The organism is Flavobacterium sp. K77 (assembly GCF_021608205.1).
Classification (GTDB): domain Bacteria; phylum Bacteroidota; class Bacteroidia; order Flavobacteriales; family Flavobacteriaceae; genus Flavobacterium; species Flavobacterium turcicum.
Window position 1 is genome coordinate 599767 of sequence record NZ_JAKIHO010000001.1, and the last position, 21451, is coordinate 621217.

Below are 21451 nucleotides of genomic sequence, written 5' to 3' on the forward strand. Positions count from 1 at the left end.
AATGTGCGTTTTTTTAATAATTAGTACTTTAAGCGCTTTTAAATAAAGGGATTGTTTTGTTAAAACGTCAAAGATTGAGAAAATTGTATCTGCGCAGGTTATTTCGACTTAATTGCGTTTGTCTTGTCCCCAAAGTAATTTGTTTCTAAGGGTTTTTAGGAATGTTTCGCCGGGAATTTCGACCATGTTTATGTAGAAAGGTGTTTTCTTTAAAGTCAATATAGATTCGTTTTTAATTGAGGTTACTCTTGAATCTAGTGATACTAAATAATTCTCTTCGCGACCAGATACTTTTAGTTTTATTTCTGTTTCGTCAGGAACTACTAGTGGTCTTGCGGTTAAGTTGTGTGGTGCAATTGGCGTTATAACAAGGCTTTTTACATCAGGGGTTAAAATTGGTCCGCCACAACTTAATGAATAACCAGTTGAGCCAGTAGGTGTCGATATAATTAAACCGTCGGCCCAATACGAATTTAAGAATTCGCCGTTTAAATACGTATCTATGGTAATCATAGAGGTAGTATCTTTGCGGCTTACTGTAATTTCGTTCATGGCAAAATTCATTTCATCAATTGCTGCATTACTTGGTGTGCAATGCAAACTTAGTAAAGCGCGTTTTGAAAGTGTGTATTTTTTATCAATTACAAATTGCATGAAAGAGGCAATATTTTCTTTTTGAACCGTAGCCAAAAAGCCGAGTCTTCCTGCGTTTATTCCTAAAATAGGGATTCCAGAGTCGCGAACTAAAGTAGCTGCCCTTAAAATAGTACCATCACCACCAATACTTATCAGCATATCAAAGCTACTGTCTAGTTCGTAGTGATTTGAAAAAGTTTTGTACCCTGCAGCTACTAATTTCTTTTCATCAAGTATTTGCATGAACTTGTCTTCAATAATCAACTCGACATTATTTTTGTTGAAAAAATCAAAAATGTCGTTTATAATAGGTTCCGTGCTGTTTTGATAATATTGACCGTAGATTGCTACTTTCATGATTTTAGATGTCGGGTTTAAAGCTGCGCTTGTTGTTTTTGAGGTGCTCCTTAAATATTTAAATACTTATCCAAATAATCAGAGCGCTCTTTTAAATTATTGATGTAATTGTCTTCTTGGTGGTCTGATAAAATCTCGTAATTGTATCGTCTAAAGGTTTGAATGATTTCGTTCATGGCGCCCAAAGAAATTTTTAAAGTTACCACAACGCTATCTACTGCCGCTTCCGAAACGAATAAGCCAAGCAGTTTACCATTATTACTTTCTACAATTTGAGTAATCTGACTCATCGAGTATTCTAAAATTGGTTTTTGAACCACAATGATTCCACCTGGTTCTTTCAAAAACGGTGTCTCGTGAAAAAAACGCATGACATCTTCCATTTCGTAATAACCAATATAGCTATTGTTTGGATCTAAAACGGGTACCAAATTAGTATGGTTTTTGGCAAAAACTTCTAAAACATCCAGCCAAATAGTTGTAGTTCGTACAAAAAAGCCTTCGAGAGTAAAGCGGTAATCAATAATTTTTTTATCACTGTCAAAGGTCTCGCTATCCTCGGCAGCAATACACCCCAAGTACACGCCATCTTCTACCACCGGAAAGTGAGAGAACGAAATATCACTAAAAAAATCCTGAACCTCCGCAATAGTTTCTTGGCTGTCAAGGGCTTTATAGTCGTTGTTGATAAATTGGAGTAGTTCTGTCATAAGTTTGCGAGCAATATTTCATGCAAAATAATCAAAAAATAGCAAAATCTCCTAAGTTTTACTTTGTATTTTTGCTTTCAATTAAACACTAGTAATTCAAACTAAACCTGTATTCATGACAAAGTTAAGTGTAAACATCAATAAAATAGCAACTTTACGAAATGCTCGCGGCGGCAATGTGCCTGATTTGTTAAAAGTCGCTACCGATATTCAGCGATTTGGCGGTCAAGGAATCACCATTCACCCAAGGCCTGACGAACGACACATTAGGTACCAAGATGCGCGAGATTTAAAACCGATTGTTTATACCGAGTTTAACATCGAAGGAAACCCGCAACATAATTTTATCGATTTGGTTTTAGAGTGTCAGCCTACACAAGTTACTTTAGTGCCTGATGCCATTGGAGCTATTACTTCTTCGGCTGGCTGGGATACGGTTAAAAATCAAGCTTACTTGACCGAGATGATTCAGGAATTTCAACGCCACAACATTCGAACTTCTATTTTTGTAGATCCAAGACTCGACATGATCGAAGGAGCGAAAAAAACAGGTACTGATCGCATCGAACTCTATACCGAAGCTTTTGCTCACCAATACAATTTGGGTAATACGTCAGCCATCGAACCGTATATCGCTGCAGCCGAATTAGCCAATGAATTACAGTTGGGTATCAATGCCGGACATGATTTAAGTCTGGATAACATTCAGTTTTTCAAACAAAACATTCCTGGGCTTTTAGAAGTTTCCATCGGCCACGCCTTGATTTCTGAGTCTTTGTATCTCGGACTTGAGAATGTGGTTAATATGTATCTTCAAAAATTAAAATAAAATAATTGGGGCGTGACCCTGCTTCCACTAGCGTTGCAGCAGGGTCGGGCTATCCGCTACAAGTCCTCACAAAACTAAATTGCATTCCGTTTTGTTCCGGGCTTTCTGCTACTATCCCTCACGCGATCCCAACAAAATTAAGACTATTATGGTATCAACATCTATTTTACATAGCGTTATTTTAAATCCTACGGCAAGTCCAGTACTTCTAATCTTACATGGATTTTTAGGTATGTCAGATAATTGGAAAACCCTAGGAGCACAATTTGCTGAGCAGTATCAAGTACATTTACTCGATTTGCGCAATCATGGCCGTAGTTTACACACAACTGAATTTAGTTATGATTTGATGGCACAAGATGTGGTAGCTTATTGCCAAGCGCACAACATACAAAGCGCTACTATTTTAGGACATTCTATGGGAGGAAAAGTAGCTATGCTTTTGGCTTGTAACCAGCCTGACTTGGTCAATAAATTAATTGTTGCTGATATCGGTCCTAAATTTTACCCACAACACCATCAAGATATTCTGGCAGGACTTAATGCAGTGGATTTTTCGACGCAGCCGAGTCGCGCAGCTGTCGAGGCTATTCTTGAAACGTATATTCCTGATTTCGGAACGCGTCAATTTTTAATGAAAAGTTTGTACTGGCAGCAACCAGGGCAGCTCGCCTTTCGATTTAATTTGGCTGCTTTTAATGCCAATCTCGAAGCGGTCGGTGTTCCGTTATCAGAGTCTACTCGCTTTGAAAAACCTACATTGTTCCTTCGTGGTGGAAATTCAAAGTATATTTTAGATAGCGATATCGAAAACATTCAAAAACATTTTCCGCAATCCACAATCGAAACGATTCCTAATGCGGGTCATTGGTTGCATGCCGAAAATCCTGCAATGTTTTACCAAATCGTTATAAATTTTTTATCGTAATCAAATACTAATTAACTCAACCTCTTAAAAACAAACAAAAATGAATTTACTTATAAAAATTATCGTTACCGCGCTTCTTGTTGTAATCTTGTCTCACTTTATGCCGGGTGTTCGCATTGCCGGTTTTACAACAGCGCTTATTGTTGCTGTAGTGCTAGGATTGTTAAACATCTTTATAAAACCAATAATTGTGTTCTTCACCTTGCCGGTAACTGTGCTTACTTTAGGTTTGTTTCTTTTAGTCATTAATGCATTAATGGTATTGCTTTGTACAAAAATTGTTGGCGGTTTTGAGATTGATGGTTTTATAACAGCATTTTTGTTTAGTATCATATTATCGGTTTTACAATCAGTTATGAACCTTATTTTAGGTGTTAAAAAATAATTCAAGGCCATAATCATAAGTTTCTTTTGGCTACTTAGCCGTTTTTATATCTAATGATTTGAATCTCGATGCGTGGCTGTTTAAAACAGTTCAGGCATCGAGATTTTTTTAACTGCATTTTTAACAGCTATTTAGCAGTTAATTGCATGTTTGCATTTGTCTTTTTAATACTTTTGTACTATTGAATTTGTAACATGACGAAAAGAATTTACATTTTGTTCTTCCTAGTTTTTGGCTTCTTGATGATGCCAAGCGAAGCTATGGCTTGTAGTCAAAAAGTAGAAATGTCTTGTTGCAAAAAGAAATCTGCAACATCGTCAACTGACAAAAAGTGCTGCAAAAAACAATCCTCTTCATCAAAAGATTCTTCTAAAAAGTGCAGTGGTGCTTGTAAAGATTTATCTTGTGGTAGTTCAAGTTTGGTTCTAGGCTTGACTAACGCTATTGATGTTGATTTTAAATCGGTAGTATTCGGTTTTTTAACAAAATCAACTCCTAATTATTACACTAAAGTATTTATTTCAAATGATTTTAGTGCTATTTGGCTCCCACCTAAAATAAGCTAAATTCTTTTGGCAACAGCCAAAAGTGTGTTTTCTTCGTATATCCTCAAAAGGGTTAAAGTATTTTTAAAAAAGAATTGACGGATTTATAACTAATTGACTTATGTCCTGTTTTGTTATTTCCCTGTTCTAAATTTTCAATTATTTAAAATCAAAACAATGAAATCAATTCAAAGAATATTGATGGCAATAACTCTGTTGTTATCTGTAGTAGGTGCAAGCGCACAAATTAAAAATTCAGTTACCGAGAAGGTAAAAATCAACGGAAATTGCGGTATGTGTAAAAGCAATATCGAAAAATCGGGTTCTGTTAAAAAAATAGCAACTGTAGTGCGGGACAAAGACACAAAAATGGCAACCCTTACTTATGATAGTAAAGTAACATCGCAAGATGAAATTTTGAAACGAGTAGCGGCTGCGGGTTATGATAGCGCCCGTTTTAAAGCTGCGGATGAAGTGTATAATAATTTGCATGGTTGTTGCCAGTACGATCGTGAAGCGCTTTCAGATACTGCGCCAGCTGTAAAAAAGAAGTCTCACGACTAAATAGCAACTATCTAAATGCAAAAGTTAAGTTGTGGTAAGGTTATTGAAACTATTCAATAAATTAAAATTTAAAAGAAAATAATTATGAAAAAAATAGTGATGGTGTTGTTTGTAATACTAGGTATGACAACAACAAATGCGCAATTAAAAATAGGTGATGCAATGCCGAGTTTTCAACTTTTGAATCACAAGGGAGTAAATGTTTCGGGTGCGTCTTTCAAAGGTAAGGTAATTTTGGTTGATTTTTGGGCGTCTTGGTGTGGCCCTTGTAGAGTTGCAAATAAAAAATTAGGGCCTTTTTACACTGCTAATAAGGCAAAGAATTTTGAAATGATCGGAATTTCGATTGATACCAAAAAAGACAAATGGTTAGCCGCAATCGAAAAAGACAAGTTGTCAAACGTGCAATTGATTGATCCGAATGGTTTTGAGGCAAAGGTTGCAGCGCTTTTTGGCGTAGAACAATTACCAAGTGCTGTCTTGTTTGACAAAAACGGAAAATTAGTGGCAATTAACCCGAGCTTAGATCAAATTGCAGCTCAGTTAAAAAAATAAATATATGAAAAATAGTAAAATAAAAATCGTGTTGACCGCTGTCCTATTTGTTTTGGCTGTGGTTCAAGGAAACGCGCAAATTTCGAAAGCGGAGATTGTGGCAACAGGATTAACGTGTTCGATGTGTTCCAATGCCATAAACAAGCAATTGAAATCAATGCCAGAAGTTGAAAGTGTATCGACTGATTTGAATACCAATACATTTACGGTACAGTTAAAAGCAAATAATACTTTAACGCCAAAAGCGTTGAAAAATAGTATCGAGAAAACTGGTTTTTTTATTGGGTCGTTAGTATTAACTGTTGATTTAGGAGCTGTAAATGGACAAGAAAATGAAAAAGTACAAAATCAATCAGGAACCTACGTGTTTGTAGAAAAAGGTAAAAAACCATCTGGATCTTTACAAATACAAGTGCTTAATGAGGGTTTTGTAACTAAAAAAGAATTCAAAAAGTCGGCTAAAATGCTTGCCAAGTATGCTGATGTTTTGGGTCAAGAAAATACGTATTTGGTAAAATCAATTTAGATGAAGTATTTTATTTTATTGATGCTGGCCTTTTTTACGATACAAATAAATGCGCAAGAATTATTTGTAATGACAGAGCCGGCAAGCAATATGCCAACAGGAGCAATAGGTGTGCGTCAAGCCTCGATGCTTACTTGGAACAAGCAAGGAGAGACTAATTTTCACGCCATGCCTGAGGTGATGTGGGGAGTTAACAAAAACTGGATGGTTCATGCTACCGCTTTTTTGAATACCACTCAGAATCAATTCAAGTTACAAGGCGGAAGCGTGTATGCTAAATACCGATTTTTTTCGAGTGACGATTTGCACAGTCATTTTCGTTTGGCGGCATACGGGAGATTGAGCACTAATAGCGCTCCTATTTTTCAAGAAGAAATTGAGACCATGGGAATGAATTCGGGCTACGAAACTGGTTTGGTTGGAACCCAATTAGTAAACAAAATAGCAATTAGTGCCACAGTTAGTTATGAGCGCGCATTGAATAATGGCGACTTTGTTTTTCCTGCTTTGCAATCTAACAGTGGTTTAAATTATTCTTTGTCGATAGGACAATTGTTGCATCCCAAAAAATATACTAGTTTTGAGCAGACTAATATCAATGCAATGGTGGAGTTTTTGGGTCAGCGCCTAAATGATAACGGAAAGTCATTTTTGGATGTTGTGCCGTCAATTCAATTTATTGTGAATAGTCAGGCCCGAATAGATTTGGCCTACCGTCATCAGCTTTACAGTAATATGAGCCGAATGGCAACCAATAGTGTGTTGTTGAAATTAGAGTATACTTTTTTTAACACAACCAAGTAAGTTCTTAAAATAGTAAATTAGAATAATAATATCAAACAAATGAAAAATACCATTATAGCAGTCTTGCTAGGGGCAGTAGTCACTGTTTCCTGCAATTCTAAAAACAATTCGTCAACAGAAACTAAGGATTCTAAAATAGAAACAAGTGCGGCGTTATATTCATGTCCGATGCACCCGAATGTGAAAGGCGAGTCTGGTGCAGAGTGTCCAGAATGTGGCATGGAGCTTACGGAGAAAGTAGAAACGAAGGTTTATAAGAATAACGAGACTATTGCAGGAGATACGTTGGATGAGGATGTCTCGTTGCGTAAAATTAAAATTCGTGCCGAAAAACAACAAGCTTTTCCAACGGAGCAAATAGTGGAAGATTATTTAAAAGTAAAAAATGCATTAACAAGAGATGATTCTGGAAATGCAGCCGTATTGGCTAATAATATGAAATACAATTTAGATGTTATAAAGTCGAGCTCGGTAGATAAAAAAGCAGCGGCTGAATATGCTAAGTTGGTAAAAGAAATGAGAGAAAACACTAGTTACGTGGGAGATTTTCCCGGAGGAATAAGTGAGCAGCGAGAATATTTTGCAAAACTAAGCAAAAACATGTTCGACTTTATCAAAACCTATGGCACCATGCAGGTTTTGTATCAAGATTATTGCCCGATGTACGAGAATGGTAAAAGCGGTTATTGGATAAGTGAAACGAAAGATGTGGTCAATCCGTATTTTGGTGCAGAGATGTTGCATTGTGGTCGAAGAATTGGCGCTGTGCAGTAATAAATTAGTATTGTTACTACAGGAAGCTGGTTTAATCATAAAGCCAGCTTCTTGAATTAGCTAAAGAATATTTTTATAGTTTTAAAAAATAATAGTATTGTATTGATAATTAGTGATTTGTTTTTGTTGTAACTAAAAAAAGATATTTTTTTTTCAAAAGGTGTTGCAGCATTCAAAAAAAGTTCTAATTTTGCACCCGCAATACAAAACAAGGCCCGTTCGTCTATCGGTTAGGACGCATGGTTTTCATCCATGTAAGAGCGGTTCGATTCCGCTACGGGCTACAAAAACGCAAGTATTAAGAAAGATTATCTGTATTATTTTGCAACTGTACGCAATTAGTTAAAGCCTCAAGAAGTAATTCTTGAGGCTTTTTTTATTGGGGTTAATTCAATTTTGTGGTGTTCTAGATAATTTTGCGAATAATTTTTCGTGGTTTTATCAAAGTCGTGTTCGGAAATTGTGCCGCGTGAAGGATGGCAGTGGAGCTCTTTGGGGTTTAGTCCCGCAGGGCAAAACCCCAAAAGCGGGAACGAACAGCCTGACGCACCATAGAGAAACGGCGGTGCGGCACGCCCAAATAAGCCAAATTATAAGGGGTTTTGGTAGTGAAAAGATGTTGAATTTCAAGGCAAAAGGTTCGCCTTTGAAAAACTTGGTTAGCGTGTAAAAATTTTATAATTTTGCCAACCGAATTTATAATGTAAAGTAAAGAACAAGATGGATATCAAAAGAGTAGCAATAGACGCAGTAAATGAGAAAATTGTAATGACCGTTGTACACATGGATTACAAAGGTCAAGTAGCAAAAAGAATCAACGAGAAAATGCCTTTGGCTACTGTAAAAGGGTTTAGAAAAGGGCAAGTTCCTAAAGATCTTGTTGAAAAACAATACGGAAAAAAAATCAAACAAGAAGAAGTACAAAAAGTAGTTGACTTGGCGCTAGAGCGTTTTGTGCAGTCTGAAAGATTGAACCTTCTTGGAACTCCACTACCAATCGCTAATGAAAACTTTGATTGGGATGCTGAAGAATTAACTTTTGAGTACGAAATTGGCTTAGTGCCAAATTTCACTTTAGACTTAGAGGCTAAAAACGAAATCGTAAAATATGTAGTAACTGCTGACGATAAATTAATTGATGGTCAAGTAGCTAGAATTCAAAAACAATTTGGTACTGCTATTCCACAAGAAGTTGTAGCGGCTAACAGCGATGTTACAGGTACTTTTGTAAATGAAGAAAAAGGAATCAATAACAGTACTACAATTGCAGCAGATCTTTTTAAAGATGCCGCTACATTTGAATTGTTTATTGGTAAAAAAGTAGGTGATGTAGTAATAGTAAACACTAGCGGTTTATTTGAAGACGATCACCAATTGATGGATGTAATGAAAGTGGCTCATGACGATGTTCACGGTTTAGCAGTTGATGTTCAATTCACTATTGAGGCGATCAACACGGCTGAATTGGCTGAATTGAACCAAGAGCTTTTTGATAAATTATTTGGTGCAGGTGTAATTTCTACTCTTGAAGAGTTGAAAACTAAAATCAAAGAAGATGCTGAAAGCCAATTCGCGCAACAAGCAGATCAAAAATTATTAGGCGATGTTACAGAGTGGTTAATCGAAAACACAAAATTCGATTTGCCAGCTGAATTCCTTAAAAGATGGTTGCAAACTGTAGGTGAGAAAAAATTAACTCCAGAAGAAGCTGAAGTTGAATATGCACGTTCAGAGAAAGGATTGCGTTTTCAATTGATCGAAGGTAGAGCTATGGCACAATCTGACATCAAAATTACTTTTGAAGACTTGAAAGATTTCACCACAAGAAACATTCGTTTGCAAATGGCTCAGTTCGGACAAACAAATCCAACTGACGAAGAAGTGCAAGGTATTGTAGCTCGTGTTTTATCAAACCAAGACGAAGTAAAAAGACTTTCAGACCAAGTTGTTGCTGAAAAGTTATTAGAATTGTTCAAAGAAAAAGCAAACCCAACTACTAAAGAGGTTACTTACGAAGAGTTTATTGCTGCTTCATACGGAGAATAAATTCTAGTCGTAAAGTCAAATGTTATTAAGTCAAAAGTTGAAAAATCGGAAAACAATTTCGTTTTTTGTTTCAAATTTTAAGATTTTATTACAAATGCAAAACGATAAAAAATAGTTATATTTGAGCGTCAGAAAATTTTTTTTGGCGCTCTTTTGTTTGAAATGAATAGCTCATTTTTTCAGGAGCCAATCCAGCTTTACGTTCTAAGTTTTTTCTTCCGTTTCTGTTTTTTTAAATTCCTGCAAGAGCTTCCTTTGGTCGCTTTGCATGAATAAAAAAACTAAAAAACGGAATTCAAAAAGCTTTCCACTTCAATCTGGGCTAAAAACAAGACATATTGGCACCAATTCGAAAGAGGTACAACCTTTGCGTTGTTAATAATTCAAACATTAGACTTACAAACTTTTAAACCTATACAAATGAATTACGGTAAAGAATTTAAAAAATTTGCTACAAAGCACCAAGGGGTAAATGCCATGTATTACGATAAAATCGTTGCAGCAATGAACCCAACTAATATGACACCTTATATTATTGAAGAGCGTCAATTAAACATTTCACAATTAGATGTTTTCTCTAGATTGATGATGGACAGAATTATCTTTTTAGGAACAGGAATTGACGATCAAATTGCTAACATAGTACAAGCACAATTGTTATTCCTAGAAAGCGCCGATGCTTCAAAAGACATTCAAATTTACTTGAATTCTCCTGGAGGTAGCGTTTATGCTGGTTTAGGAATTTATGATACCATGCAATACATCAAGCCTGATGTAGCTACAATTTGTACAGGTATGGCAGCATCTATGGGTGCAGTATTGTTATGCGCTGGTGCCGAAGGAAAACGTTCAGCATTGCCACATTCTCGTGTTATGATTCACCAACCATCAGGTGGAGCACAAGGAGTTGCTACTGATATGGAAATCAATTTAAGAGAAATGTTAAAACTAAAAGAAGAGTTATACAACATTATCTCGCACCACTCTGGACAATCATTCGAAAAAGTACACGCTGATAGCGAGCGCGATTACTGGATGAAAGCAGATGAGGCAAAAGAATACGGAATGATCGACGAAGTGTTGAGAAGAGGATAAAAAATGGTTTCAGGTTTCAAGTTTAAAGTTATTATGGAAACTTTAAACTTGGAACTTTAAACTTGAAACAAAAAATATGGCGAAAGAAAAATTAGAATGTTCGTTTTGTGGAAGAAAAAAGCCAGAAACTAAATTATTAATTGCAGGTATCGAAGCGCATATTTGCGACAAATGTATTGAGCAAGCGCATGGTATTGTTCTTGAGGAATTAAGAACTTCAAGTAGCAGCGCGCTAGCAAGCGATTTGGTTTTGCAAAAGCCGAAAGAAATAAGAGCGTTCTTAGATCAATATGTAATTGGTCAAGACCAAACCAAAAAAGTAATGTCGGTGGCCGTTTACAACCACTACAAACGATTGATGCAACAGCAACAAGACGATGAGGTTGAAATTGAAAAAAGCAACATCATCATGGTAGGGCAAACCGGAACCGGAAAAACATTGGTGGCTAAAACCATCGCGAAAATGTTAGATGTTCCTTTGGCTATAGTAGATGCTACTGTGTTAACCGAAGCAGGATATGTAGGTGAAGATGTAGAGAGTATTTTAACGCGTTTGCTACAAGCTGCTGATTATGATGTGGCGAAAGCAGAACGTGGTATTGTATTTATTGACGAAATAGACAAAATTGCACGTAAAAGTGACAATCCATCTATTACGCGTGATGTATCTGGCGAAGGAGTACAACAAGCCTTACTGAAATTATTAGAAGGAACCGTTGTGAATGTGCCACCAAAGGGCGGACGCAAGCACCCGGATCAAAAATTTGTTGAGGTAAACACACAAAATATTCTGTTTATTGCCGGAGGTGCTTTTGATGGTATCGAAAGAATTATTTCGAAACGATTGAACCGTCAGGCTGTAGGATATTCTACTTCAAAAACAGCAGATGCTATTGACAAAGACAATTTACTGCAATACATAATCCCAAAAGACATCAAAGATTTTGGATTAATTCCAGAGATCATTGGTCGTTTGCCGGTACTTACACACATGGATCCTTTGGATAGAGCAACGTTACGTTCTATTTTGACAGAACCTAAAAATGCCTTGATCAAACAATATGAAAAGTTGTTTTTAATGGATGATGTAACTTTTAGCATTACAAATGAAGCCTTAGATTTTATTGTTGATAAAGCCTTAGAATACAAATTAGGTGCTCGTGGTTTGCGTTCGTTATGCGAAGCTATTCTAACAGATGCTATGTATGAATTACCAAGTTCAGAGGATAAAGTACTCGAGATCAATCAAGAGTATGCAGAGGAAGCTTTAAGTAAAAACTTATTGAAACGTTTGGAGATTGCTTCTTAACAAATCAATTTCTCAGAAAAATATAAAAACCTGTTCATTCATTTGAGCAGGTTTTTTTTATTGATTTTAAAAATGAGACCTGATTTTAATTATTTTGTATTTTTATAATTCTAATTAATAAAAGTAACTTCAAATGATAACAGTACAAAACACTATAAACGCTCCAATAGAACAAGTGTGGGAAAAATGGACAACACCACAACACATCATGAAATGGAACAATGCCTCTGATGATTGGCATACTCCTTTTGCAGAAAATGACTTGAAAGTGGGCGGGAAATTCAGATATACAATGGCTTCTAAAGACGATACCATGCGCTTTGATTTTGAAGGAGTCTATACTGCTATTTCAGATTTTTCTGTAATAGAATACGAAATAACAGATGGTAGAAAAGTAAAAATTACTTTTGAGCAAAATGCAGCAAGTACCAAAGTGACTGAACGTTTTGATCCCGAAACAGAAAATGCAGAAGAACTACAAGAAGAAGGCTGGCAGGCTATTTTAGATAATTTTAAAAAATATGTTGAAGAGGCAAATCTTTGATTTTTTTACAATTCATGTCCTTGAAATTGATCATCTCCAACAGTAGAATAACCTAGATTACATTTTTTAGTTTACGCTATAAATTGCGATTTTCGTAAAAACAGCAACCTGTTCATTCGTTTGAGCAGGTTTTTTTGTACTTAAATTATCGGATTTGTTTTTGTGTGCAAAAAGGAATTTTATTTTTTTTTATCCCCTTTCAATTGTCGATTTTTGTTTGGTATTTTAAAGCCAATCGTATGCAAGTAGCAGATAAAGAAGTCATTTTATTAAAAGTTTCAGGTCAAGACAAACCTGGAGTAACCGCTGGTTTAACTTCTATTTTAGCAAATTATGACGCTATTATTCTAGATATTGGTCAAGCCGATATTCATGATACACTTTCACTGGGCATTCTATTCGAAATCAAAGCAGGCTCTACATCGGGACCAGTTTTAAAAGATTTGTTGTTTAAAGCGTATGAATTAGGTGTAAAAGTGAAGTTCATTCCCATTTCTATCGATGATTATGAAATTTGGGTTAAAGGACAACGCAAGCAACGTTACACAATTAATGTTTTGGGCGAAAGTCTAACTGCGGTACAAATCGCTGCTGTGACTCGTATTTTATCCAATCAAAACTTGAATATTGATGCTATTAAACGCCTTACGGGCAGAGTATCTATTATTGAAAAAGAAGAATTTCCTCGTGCTTGCATTCAGCTTACGGTAACGGGAACTATCGTTGACAAGTCTTTTATGACGGCTAGTTTTATGGAAATTTCCCGAACTTTAGATGTTGATATTTCGTTTCAAGAAGACAATATGTACCGACGAAACCGCCGTTTGGTGTGCTTTGATATGGATTCGACGCTCATACAAACAGAAGTAATTGATGAATTAGCAGAGCTTGCTGGAGTAGGCGAGCAAGTGCGTGCGATAACCGAATCAGCCATGAACGGCGAAATTGATTTTAGCGAAAGCTTCAAACAACGCATGGCTTTACTTGAAGGTTTAAGTGAATCCGTTTTACAAACAGTTGCCGAAAATTTACCCATTACCAAAGGTGCGCATCGCTTGATGAAAGCCTTAAAGTATTATGGTTACAGAACGGCTATTCTTTCAGGAGGTTTTACCTTTTTTGGGAAGTATTTGCAAAAAGAATTAGGCATTGATTACGTACACGCCAATGAACTTGAAATCATCGACGGAAAATTGACAGGCAATTATTTAGGCGAAATTGTTGATGGTAAAAAGAAAGCCGAATACCTTCAAGCCATTGCAGACAAAGAAGGCATTCACATCAATCAAACTATTGCAGTGGGTGATGGTGCCAATGATTTACCTATGTTGAATTTAGCAGGTTTAGGCATCGCTTTTCATGCCAAACCAACCGTAAAGGAAAAAGCCGAAAGTTCTATTTCTAGCTTAGGTTTAGATGGTGTTCTGTACCTATTAGGTTATCACGACAGGCACATTGATATGATGGAGTAGGAGTACAATTTTTTTAGGAAAATAATCTTTTTACAAGTTTTTGAGCTGTTCCAAGTAATCTCTTTGATTAGATAATCTCGGTATTTTGTGTTGCCCACCAAGTTTGCTATTTTCTTTGAGCCAGTCATAAAACAAATTTTTACGGGCTATATTGATTACCAATGGATTTAAAGTCATGTTGTTGTAGCGTTTGGCCTCGTAGTCAGAGTTGAGCGCTTGTATGGATTCATCTAATACTTTCTGGAATAGAGCGACATCAGCAGGTGGATTTTTAAACTCAATCATCCACTCGTGAGCGCCTTTTTCTTTGCCTTCCATAAAAATGGGGGCCACAGTATAATCCACCACTTCAGTGTGGGTAATTTTACAAGCTTGTGCAATGGCTTGATCCGTGTTTTCAACCATTAACTCTTCGCCAAAAACGTTGATATGATGTTTGGTTCTGCCTGTAACTCGAATTCTATAGGGATTTAAGGAGGTAAAACGCACCGTGTCACCTATCATATAGCGCCACAAACCTGAGTTGGTAGTAATCACGATGGCATAGTTTTTAAACAATTCTACATCTGCCAGTCGAATAATTTTTTGATTCGGCGTGCCGAAAGTATCCATCGGAATGAACTCATAAAAAATCCCGTAGTCCAACATCAACAACAAATCACTAGAATAATTTAAGTCTTGAATGGCAAAAAAACCTTCAGAAGCATTATATATTTCGTAGTATTTAAAATCTTTTTTAGGAAGTATTTTTTGATACTGCTCGCGGTACGGTTCAAAATTAACACCGCCATGAAAATAGACTTCTAAGTTAGGCCAAAGCTCCAGTAAATTGCCTTTACCGGTTTCTTCGAGCATTTTATTCATTAATACCAGCATCCAGGACGGAACACCTGCAAAACTGGTCACATTTTCGTTTTTAGTTTCGTTAATAATAGCTGCAATCTTGGTTTCCCATTCGCTCATTAACGATGTTTTGTTGCTTGGCGTGCTGCTAAACTCTGCCCAAATAGGCATGTTTTCTATCAAAATAGCCGACAAATCACCAAAAAAAGTATTCTTGTTTTCGTAAATTTGAGAACTCCCACCTAAGCGTAAACTCTTGCCTATGAACAACTCCGAATCCTCGTTATTATTCAAATACAAACACAGCAAGTCCTTACTGCCTTTGTAATGACAATTTTCTAATGCTTCGTTGCTTACGGGAATAAATTTACTCTTGGCATTGGTAGTACCGCTCGATTTGGCAAACCATTTTATAGGAGTTTCCCAAAAAACATTTTGTTCTCCTTGTCGCGTTCGTTCAATAAGCGGCTGCAGTTCTTCGTAGGTAGAAATAGGTACGCGTGATGTAAAAGTAGCATACGATTTTACAGATGCAAAATCGTATTCTTTGCCCAAAACCGTATTTTTCGAGGCTTGTATCAAGTTCATAAGCAATTCCTCCTGAACCTCGTTCGGGTACTTTAGGAACAATTCTATCTGATGAATTCTTTGCTTTAAAACCCAAGAGGCAAACGAATTAATTATGGTTAATGGCATTTTTTTTATTTACAATTTTTAAAAGTCAGGCGCAGTTTTACAGTTTCCCATTTGAATATCGGTACACAAATACTAACTTTACAACTTTACCAAAAATAACAAAATTTGTTTAACCTAAAAATTTAAACAACAAACTTTACGAATAATGACATACGAAGGTGTACTGGCCAAAATGCAAACCGAAATGGGTGCTCCCATTCAATACTATATCGTTTTTGAAAATAGTTTTTTAAACGTCAATCAGTTTTTAAATAAAAATTTTTCGATACAATTTGTAGGCTACCAATGTCTCAATTGCAACAAAAAGAAAAAGATTTTCCGTCAAGGTTTCTGTTACGACTGCTTTTATTCAAGTCCAGCTGTGGGCGATTGGATTATGAAACCTGAACTAAGCACTGCGCATCTTGGTATCGCTGATCGTGATTTGGCCTACGAGCAAAAAGTGCAATTGCAGCCGCACATTGTCTACTTGGCTTTGTCGAGTGAAGTCAAAGTAGGAGTTACACGCAAAACACAAGTCCCAACCCGATGGATTGATCAAGGTGCCAACCAAGCCATTTCAATCGTTGAGGTTCCCAATCGCTATCTTGCCGGCATCACCGAGGTCGCTTTAAAAAAACATTATGCAGACAAAACCAATTGGCGCAAAATGTTAACCAACGCTATTGAACCAGTCGATTTGGTGGCAGAACGCTTAAAACTGGAACACTTAATTCCAACCGAAGTTCAGGAGTATTTTTACAATCAAAACAACGATTTGTATGAAATGAATTACCCTGTTTTGCAGTATCCCGCTAAGGTAAACAGCTTGAATCTTGATAAAACACCGCAGTTCGAAGGCAAGTTAACAGGCGTAAAAGGGCAATATTTACTCTTTGATGACGGCACCGTTTTTAATGTTCGCGGCTCCGAAGGCTATGTGGTATCCATCACCGTTTAAAACAGTTGGGTGTACCCTTTTTTAAAATAGAAAAATTTTAAAAAAGGTCAGGCTGTTCGCTGTATCTTTTATTTCGCTGCGCTGCATAAAAGGATGCCGCTACCATCCTTTACGCAACACAACATACAATACCCGTTTTGGTTTTCAATGACAAAACGCCACTATATTTCATAAAAAAGAGGAATTTCAAACCTATTGAAATTCCTCTTTTTTAATTGTATTTCTACCTAGTTTACCTTTGTGGTATCGGCTGGTTTCTTTTTCTTTTTAAACAAACCATTCAATAAATCAGCAGCTTTGGCTTTTACTTCTTCTTTTGTGGCTGGTTTGGTAGGCACAGCTGTTTTTGTGGTATCTCCAGGTTTTTTGTTTTTGTTGATATAATCGGTTATCGCTGAGGTTCCTTTTTTTACCAAACGGTCTTTTTGTTGTTTCACTAACTGATTTGTTAATTGTGTCAGCGCCGTTTTGATATCTGTTGTTATTTTCGGATTGGTAAAATTACCACCCAAAACCGCATTGATAGGCAGGTTTTCTATTTTAGCAGCTTCGGCAGGAGTTAATTTCGCTAGTAAGGCATTCGCTTCGTTGCCCAAATATTTAGCAGGAACATCAAATTTTAGGTTGTAACTCATGCTTTGATCAAAACCGTGTGTTCCGCCAATTGTAGCTTTGATGTCTTTGTACTTAATGTCAAATGGTTTGATATTTACTTTACCATCTTTAAATGTGATTGCTGCTTTGATGTCATTCAAATTTATTTTGTTTACATCTATAAACTTAATATTCGACCCAATTGCTTTCAATAAAGTCGAATTTTTTTCATTGACAGTAGTTGATAAAAGTTGGCCTAATAAATCACCGGTCAAAGTCTTCAAGTCAGGCGTAAACTCGGTGGCATCTAAATTTCCGTTCAGTTTAATATTAGAATTCAAACGGCCATTAATAATTCCCGCAATAGGAGCAATTTTCTTTAGCATGTCCAATTGTGTAAATGACTGTGCAATATCAACTTGGTTTAATTTTAAATCCATATTAAACACAGGTACTTTCCCTTTTGTAGAGACGGCTCCGTTTACTCCAATCGATCCACCAAAAATAGAAGTTTTCACATTTTCTAGTGTTACCTTTTGGTCTCTCACAATTAATTTTCCGGCTACGTTTTTTAGTTTTAGGTTGTCATACAATACCGTATTGGCTTTTGCGCTAAGCGTACAATTTAAAAAAGCGGGGATTTTCATAGCTTCGGCTCTCTTTCCAGCAGTGTTATCTTTTGCTGGTTCTTCAGTCGTCATAAAATCGTCCACCGCTAACTGATTTGACGACATGAAAAAGTTTCCTTTCAACTCCTGATTTCTAAAAATAAAGCCATAAAAGTTTTCCAGAATTCCACTTACGCTAATATCACTTTTCCCAGTGGTGGCATTCAATTGTTTCAAATTAACTTGGCTTGGGTTAAACTGAACCACCGCCGTACTAATGTTCATGGTTTTGCCATTTTCATCAGCATATTTAAAGCCAGACAAGCTCATGGTACCCGCATTATTAATCTTTTCATATTCACTTTTTTCAACACTTTGCATGTCAAACTTTGTGGTAACATCGGCTTTTAAAATCCCAGATAATGGTTTGTCAAGCTTGATAGGGTAGGCTTTTGATAGGTTTGCTAAATTTATAGTTCCTTTCAAAGCGGCATCTACTATTGCATTTTGGGTGATGTTGTTGATGTTTGCTTTGGCATTAAATACATCTTGATCAATTTGAAACGATAGTCGATCTAAGTTTACATAAGTGTCATTAAGAATTCCGGTTTCATTGATAATTTTAGTGTCAATTACAATTTTTTCAACCGTTTTAGGCAAGTTCGGGTATTTGAAAGAAGCATTGTTAGAGGCAATTGCAATATTGAATTTAGGTACACTGGTATCAGAGTATAATCCTTTTGCAAAACCATCAATGGTAAAATCACCTGTAGTTTGTACATTATCTAAACTAGCTGCATAGGCAGCTGGTATTACGCCCAAAAAGTTTTTAAATGATGAGGTTGGTGTTTTAAATTTCAAGTCGTATTCTTGTCCTGCATCAGCAATTTGTATAAAGCCATCAAATTCTAACGGGAGTTGATTAATTAAGGCCTTGTTTTCTTTAAAGCTGTATTTGCTATTTTTTAAATCGATTCCTAATACGGCATGAAGTGTTAATGCTACTTGATTCATGTAATTGACTTTATCCAGATTCAAGCTCACCTTAGCTGTGGTTTTGGTTGTTAAGTCTAGTTTTTCAGCGGCAAAATCACCTGTGCCTTCGTGATTCAAGCTGTCAATAACCATTTTAATTTTTGAACTTTCGTCAAAATAGCGAAACTGAAAATTTTCAATTTTGTATTCTTGAATTTTTAAGGCCAGCGGACTACTGGTTGAAGCTTCTTCTTTTTTGGCGTCTTTAAGTGCAATATCAAAGTTTCCAATACCATCTTTGTTAAAAATAATGTTGATCAACCCGTCTTTTGAAGTAACTCCATCAATAGCTATTGGTTCTTTTTTATCTTTAAAAAGTTCTTTAATTGACATTTTAAGGTTGACTTCGCCTAGTGAAACCAATGTGTCTCCCGCAAAAGGCGCTTTATTGATGATTACTAGTTTTTCTAGCGTTACATTAGCATTTGGAAAGTTTTTGAACAAACTTAAATCGGCATCAGCAAAGGATACCGTGGCGTCAACTTTTGCATTTATGGCATCGGTAATTTTTGCTTTTATTTGATTTTTAAATAAAAAGGGTGCTGCAAATAATGTTGCTACTAGCAACAAAAGGACTATACCTACTATTTTTAAAATTTTCTTTACCATGTGATGTTGCTTATTTTGAATTGCTTACCAATTACTTTATTGTACAAAAATACTGGATTTTGACTTTTTATCTTTCTAATGTTTTCATAAAAGCTTATATGATTTAAAGAAAAACCCGCTAAAGTAATGACAATAGCGGGTTTAAAAGTATTTTCAATTTTTTTATTTATTTCATTTTGATCGCAAACGGAAGCATGGCTTGCACGCCTTGTCTGGCTTGAAGTTTTTTAATTTCGTTCAACATGCGATAGTTTTCTTCTCCAATTTCCTCTTTAATAAAACGCTCTTTTGATTGTGCAAAAGGGAATCCTGCTAGTAAATCATCGAAGTTTTTGTCGTATTCAGGGTGATTTTGAGTTCGGTACTCTTTTACTTTCGCTAACGAAGCCGCTTTTGCAATAGCATCATCCAAACCACCAATCTTATCTACAAGACCAATTTTTAGTGCTTCGGCGCCAGTCCAAACACGTCCTTGTGCAATGCTGTCTACTTGTGCAAACGACATTTTTCGGCCCTGAGCTACTCGAGTTACAAAAGTTTTGTAAATATGTTCCACACCTTCTAGCGTTACGGCTTTGAAATTTTCATCCAATGGTACAAACGGACTGTAATCAGCAGCGTTCGAGTGGGTTTTTACTTGTTCTGTATGAATGCCAATTTTGGTTGCAAGTGTTGTAAAGTTAGGTAATACCCCAAATACACCAATTGATCCTGTGATGGTACTTTCTTCAGCAAAAATAGTGTTTGCATTACAAGCGATGTAATAGCCGCCTGATGCTGCATAATTACCCATAGACACTACTATTGGTTTTACTTTTTTAGTTAACTCAATTTCTCTCCAAATTAAATCAGAAGTTAAGGCACTTCCACCCGGGCTGTCAATACGCAAAACAATTGCTTTCACGTCTTTATTAGTTCTAGCTTCTTGCAAAGACCTGCGCATGGAACCTTCTCCAATTACTGTTACATCACCTTCGCCACCCATAATTTCGCCTTGTGCATAAATGATGGCAATTTCGTTTGTAGCGCTATTTACGCTTGCAGTTGTTGCTGTTTTTTGAGCATAATCAAGTATCGAAACACTATTGTAATCCTCGTCTTTATTGACTTTTAATGCTTTTTTAATAGCATCATGGTATACATCCTCGTAAGCAATTACGTCAATTAGTTTTTGAGCCTTTGCCATTTCCGGCGTACGACCTAAAAGACCAGTAGCAATTTCATTCAATTTTGCCACACTTAAATTTCTGCTTTTTGCAATGTCTTTTATCATTGAATTCCAAACAGAGGTCAATAGTGCAGTGGTTTGCTCTCTATTGGCTTCGCTCATTTGGTTTTCTAAGAAAGGTTCAACGGCACTTTTGTATTTTCCATGACGAATAACTTCCATCTTTAAACCTGATTTTTCTTGAAAATCTTTAAAAAACATAATCTCTGATGACAATCCTTTAAAATCCATTTCGCCTACCGGATTCAAATAAACGGTATTAGCAACCGAATTCAAGTAGTATTCTTTTTGCGAGTAGGTATTGCCGTAGGCCATTACAAATTTACCAGATTGTTTAAAGCTTTCTAAGGCATCGCGCAAGGCTTTAGTTTGAGCCATCCCTAAATAGGAATTGTTGTTTAAAATAGAAATACCCTTAATATCATCATCCGTTTTTGCGGCCTCGATAGAATTAATAATGTCAATAACACCTATTTTTTCGTTTTCTGAAAAAGCAGTAACCCAAGGGTCGTTGTATTTTCCGGCATAATCATTTTGAACGTTTTCCAGATTCAATTCAATAACTGAATTATTATCTACCACAACGCCATCAGACTCACCACCAAAAATGGTTCCTATTAAAACGATTCCAAAAAAGAATAACATAAAAAAGACAAATATCCCAATGACAGTTGCCAGTACATTTCCTAAAAATCTCATATAATTTATTTTTTGTATCAGTCGCAAAATTATTGAAATGTTACAATAAAGTTTTTCGGGTTTTCAAAAATCAAGCAAATAAAAGTGGGCGCAAATATATTCCGAATTCTAAAATTCTTT

20 protein-coding genes and 1 tRNA gene are annotated in these 21451 nt (G+C 36.1%); 16 read left to right on the forward strand and 5 right to left on the reverse strand.

Translation table 11 applies throughout. From position 1 onward, the window contains the following. Window positions 1–108 precede the first annotated feature (108 nt). The gene (locus L1S34_RS02610; protein ID WP_166133147.1) at window positions 109–993 is read right to left on the reverse strand and encodes an NAD kinase; all 885 of its coding nucleotides are present in this window, start codon (window positions 991–993) and stop codon (window positions 109–111) included. Window positions 994–1043: 50 nt separating this feature from the next. Continuing rightward, entirely contained in the window at window positions 1044–1703 is a 660-nt protein-coding gene (locus L1S34_RS02615; protein ID WP_166133149.1) for a CBS domain-containing protein, read from the reverse strand. A 115-nt stretch (window positions 1704–1818) separates the two neighbouring features. On the opposite strand from L1S34_RS02615, the gene L1S34_RS02620 reads away from it, so the two are divergent. From L1S34_RS02620 to serB, 15 genes are all read left to right on the forward strand, one after another. Further along, a complete protein-coding gene (locus tag L1S34_RS02620; RefSeq protein WP_236362712.1) occupies window positions 1819–2532 on the forward strand; it encodes a pyridoxine 5'-phosphate synthase in 714 nt (237 codons plus the stop codon). Window positions 2533–2680: 148 nt separating this feature from the next. Further along, window positions 2681–3460: an alpha/beta fold hydrolase gene (locus L1S34_RS02625; protein ID WP_236362714.1), complete on the forward strand. Its 780-nt coding sequence runs from the start codon at window positions 2681–2683 to the stop codon at window positions 3458–3460. 40 nt (window positions 3461–3500) lie between these two features. Then, complete coding sequence (locus tag L1S34_RS02630; protein ID WP_236362716.1) at window positions 3501–3845, forward strand: phage holin family protein; 345 nt, start codon at window positions 3501–3503, stop codon at window positions 3843–3845. Window positions 3846–4039: 194 nt separating this feature from the next. Continuing rightward, a complete protein-coding gene (locus L1S34_RS02635; protein WP_236362718.1) occupies window positions 4040–4411 on the forward strand; it encodes a hypothetical protein in 372 nt (123 codons plus the stop codon). Between the two features lie 156 nt (window positions 4412–4567). Further along, window positions 4568–4954, forward strand: a complete 387-nt coding sequence (locus tag L1S34_RS02640) for a heavy-metal-associated domain-containing protein (protein WP_236362720.1) — start codon at window positions 4568–4570, stop codon at window positions 4952–4954. Window positions 4955–5038: 84 nt separating this feature from the next. After that, the gene (locus tag L1S34_RS02645; RefSeq protein ID WP_236362722.1) at window positions 5039–5509 is read left to right on the forward strand and encodes a TlpA family protein disulfide reductase; all 471 of its coding nucleotides are present in this window, start codon (window positions 5039–5041) and stop codon (window positions 5507–5509) included. A gap of 4 nt (window positions 5510–5513) precedes the next feature. Further along, entirely contained in the window at window positions 5514–6035 is a 522-nt protein-coding gene (locus tag L1S34_RS02650; protein WP_236362724.1) for a heavy-metal-associated domain-containing protein, read from the forward strand. Continuing rightward, a complete protein-coding gene (locus L1S34_RS02655) occupies window positions 6036–6839 on the forward strand; it encodes a hypothetical protein (protein WP_236362726.1) in 804 nt (267 codons plus the stop codon). 39 nt (window positions 6840–6878) lie between these two features. Further along, window positions 6879–7613: a DUF3347 domain-containing protein gene (locus L1S34_RS02660; RefSeq protein WP_236362728.1), complete on the forward strand. Its 735-nt coding sequence runs from the start codon at window positions 6879–6881 to the stop codon at window positions 7611–7613. Between the two features lie 212 nt (window positions 7614–7825). Further along, window positions 7826–7897: transfer RNA gene (locus L1S34_RS02665), tRNA-Glu, on the forward strand. 436 nt (window positions 7898–8333) lie between these two features. Then, window positions 8334–9659 carry a trigger factor gene (locus L1S34_RS02670; RefSeq protein WP_236362730.1) on the forward strand — a complete coding sequence of 442 codons (1326 nt, stop codon included), beginning with the start codon at window positions 8334–8336 and terminating at the stop codon, window positions 9657–9659. A 420-nt stretch (window positions 9660–10079) separates the two neighbouring features. Further along, window positions 10080–10754, forward strand: coding sequence for an ATP-dependent Clp endopeptidase proteolytic subunit ClpP (clpP, locus tag L1S34_RS02675; protein WP_166133171.1), 675 nt, complete (start codon window positions 10080–10082; stop codon window positions 10752–10754). A 76-nt stretch (window positions 10755–10830) separates the two neighbouring features. Beyond that, window positions 10831–12063 carry an ATP-dependent Clp protease ATP-binding subunit ClpX gene (gene clpX, locus L1S34_RS02680; protein WP_236362731.1) on the forward strand — a complete coding sequence of 411 codons (1233 nt, stop codon included), beginning with the start codon at window positions 10831–10833 and terminating at the stop codon, window positions 12061–12063. A 133-nt stretch (window positions 12064–12196) separates the two neighbouring features. Next, window positions 12197–12607 carry an SRPBCC domain-containing protein gene (locus L1S34_RS02685; protein ID WP_236362732.1) on the forward strand — a complete coding sequence of 137 codons (411 nt, stop codon included), beginning with the start codon at window positions 12197–12199 and terminating at the stop codon, window positions 12605–12607. A 239-nt stretch (window positions 12608–12846) separates the two neighbouring features. Then, window positions 12847–14079, forward strand: a complete 1233-nt coding sequence (gene serB, locus L1S34_RS02690) for a phosphoserine phosphatase SerB (RefSeq protein WP_236362733.1) — start codon at window positions 12847–12849, stop codon at window positions 14077–14079. A gap of 30 nt (window positions 14080–14109) precedes the next feature. Here the strand turns inward: serB and L1S34_RS02695 are convergent, their stop codons facing one another. Continuing rightward, window positions 14110–15618: a GH3 auxin-responsive promoter family protein gene (locus tag L1S34_RS02695; protein ID WP_236362734.1), complete on the reverse strand. Its 1509-nt coding sequence runs from the start codon at window positions 15616–15618 to the stop codon at window positions 14110–14112. Window positions 15619–15763: 145 nt separating this feature from the next. On the opposite strand from L1S34_RS02695, the gene L1S34_RS02700 reads away from it, so the two are divergent. After that, complete coding sequence (locus L1S34_RS02700; RefSeq protein ID WP_236362735.1) at window positions 15764–16558, forward strand: DUF2797 domain-containing protein; 795 nt, start codon at window positions 15764–15766, stop codon at window positions 16556–16558. A gap of 227 nt (window positions 16559–16785) precedes the next feature. Here the strand turns inward: L1S34_RS02700 and L1S34_RS02705 are convergent, their stop codons facing one another. Then, window positions 16786–19404: an AsmA-like C-terminal region-containing protein gene (locus tag L1S34_RS02705; protein ID WP_236362736.1), complete on the reverse strand. Its 2619-nt coding sequence runs from the start codon at window positions 19402–19404 to the stop codon at window positions 16786–16788. A 166-nt stretch (window positions 19405–19570) separates the two neighbouring features. Next, on the reverse strand, window positions 19571–21331 hold the full coding sequence (sppA, locus tag L1S34_RS02710) for a signal peptide peptidase SppA (RefSeq protein ID WP_236362737.1): 1761 nt from the start codon (window positions 21329–21331) through the stop codon (window positions 19571–19573). Window positions 21332–21451: the final 120 nt, after the last annotated feature.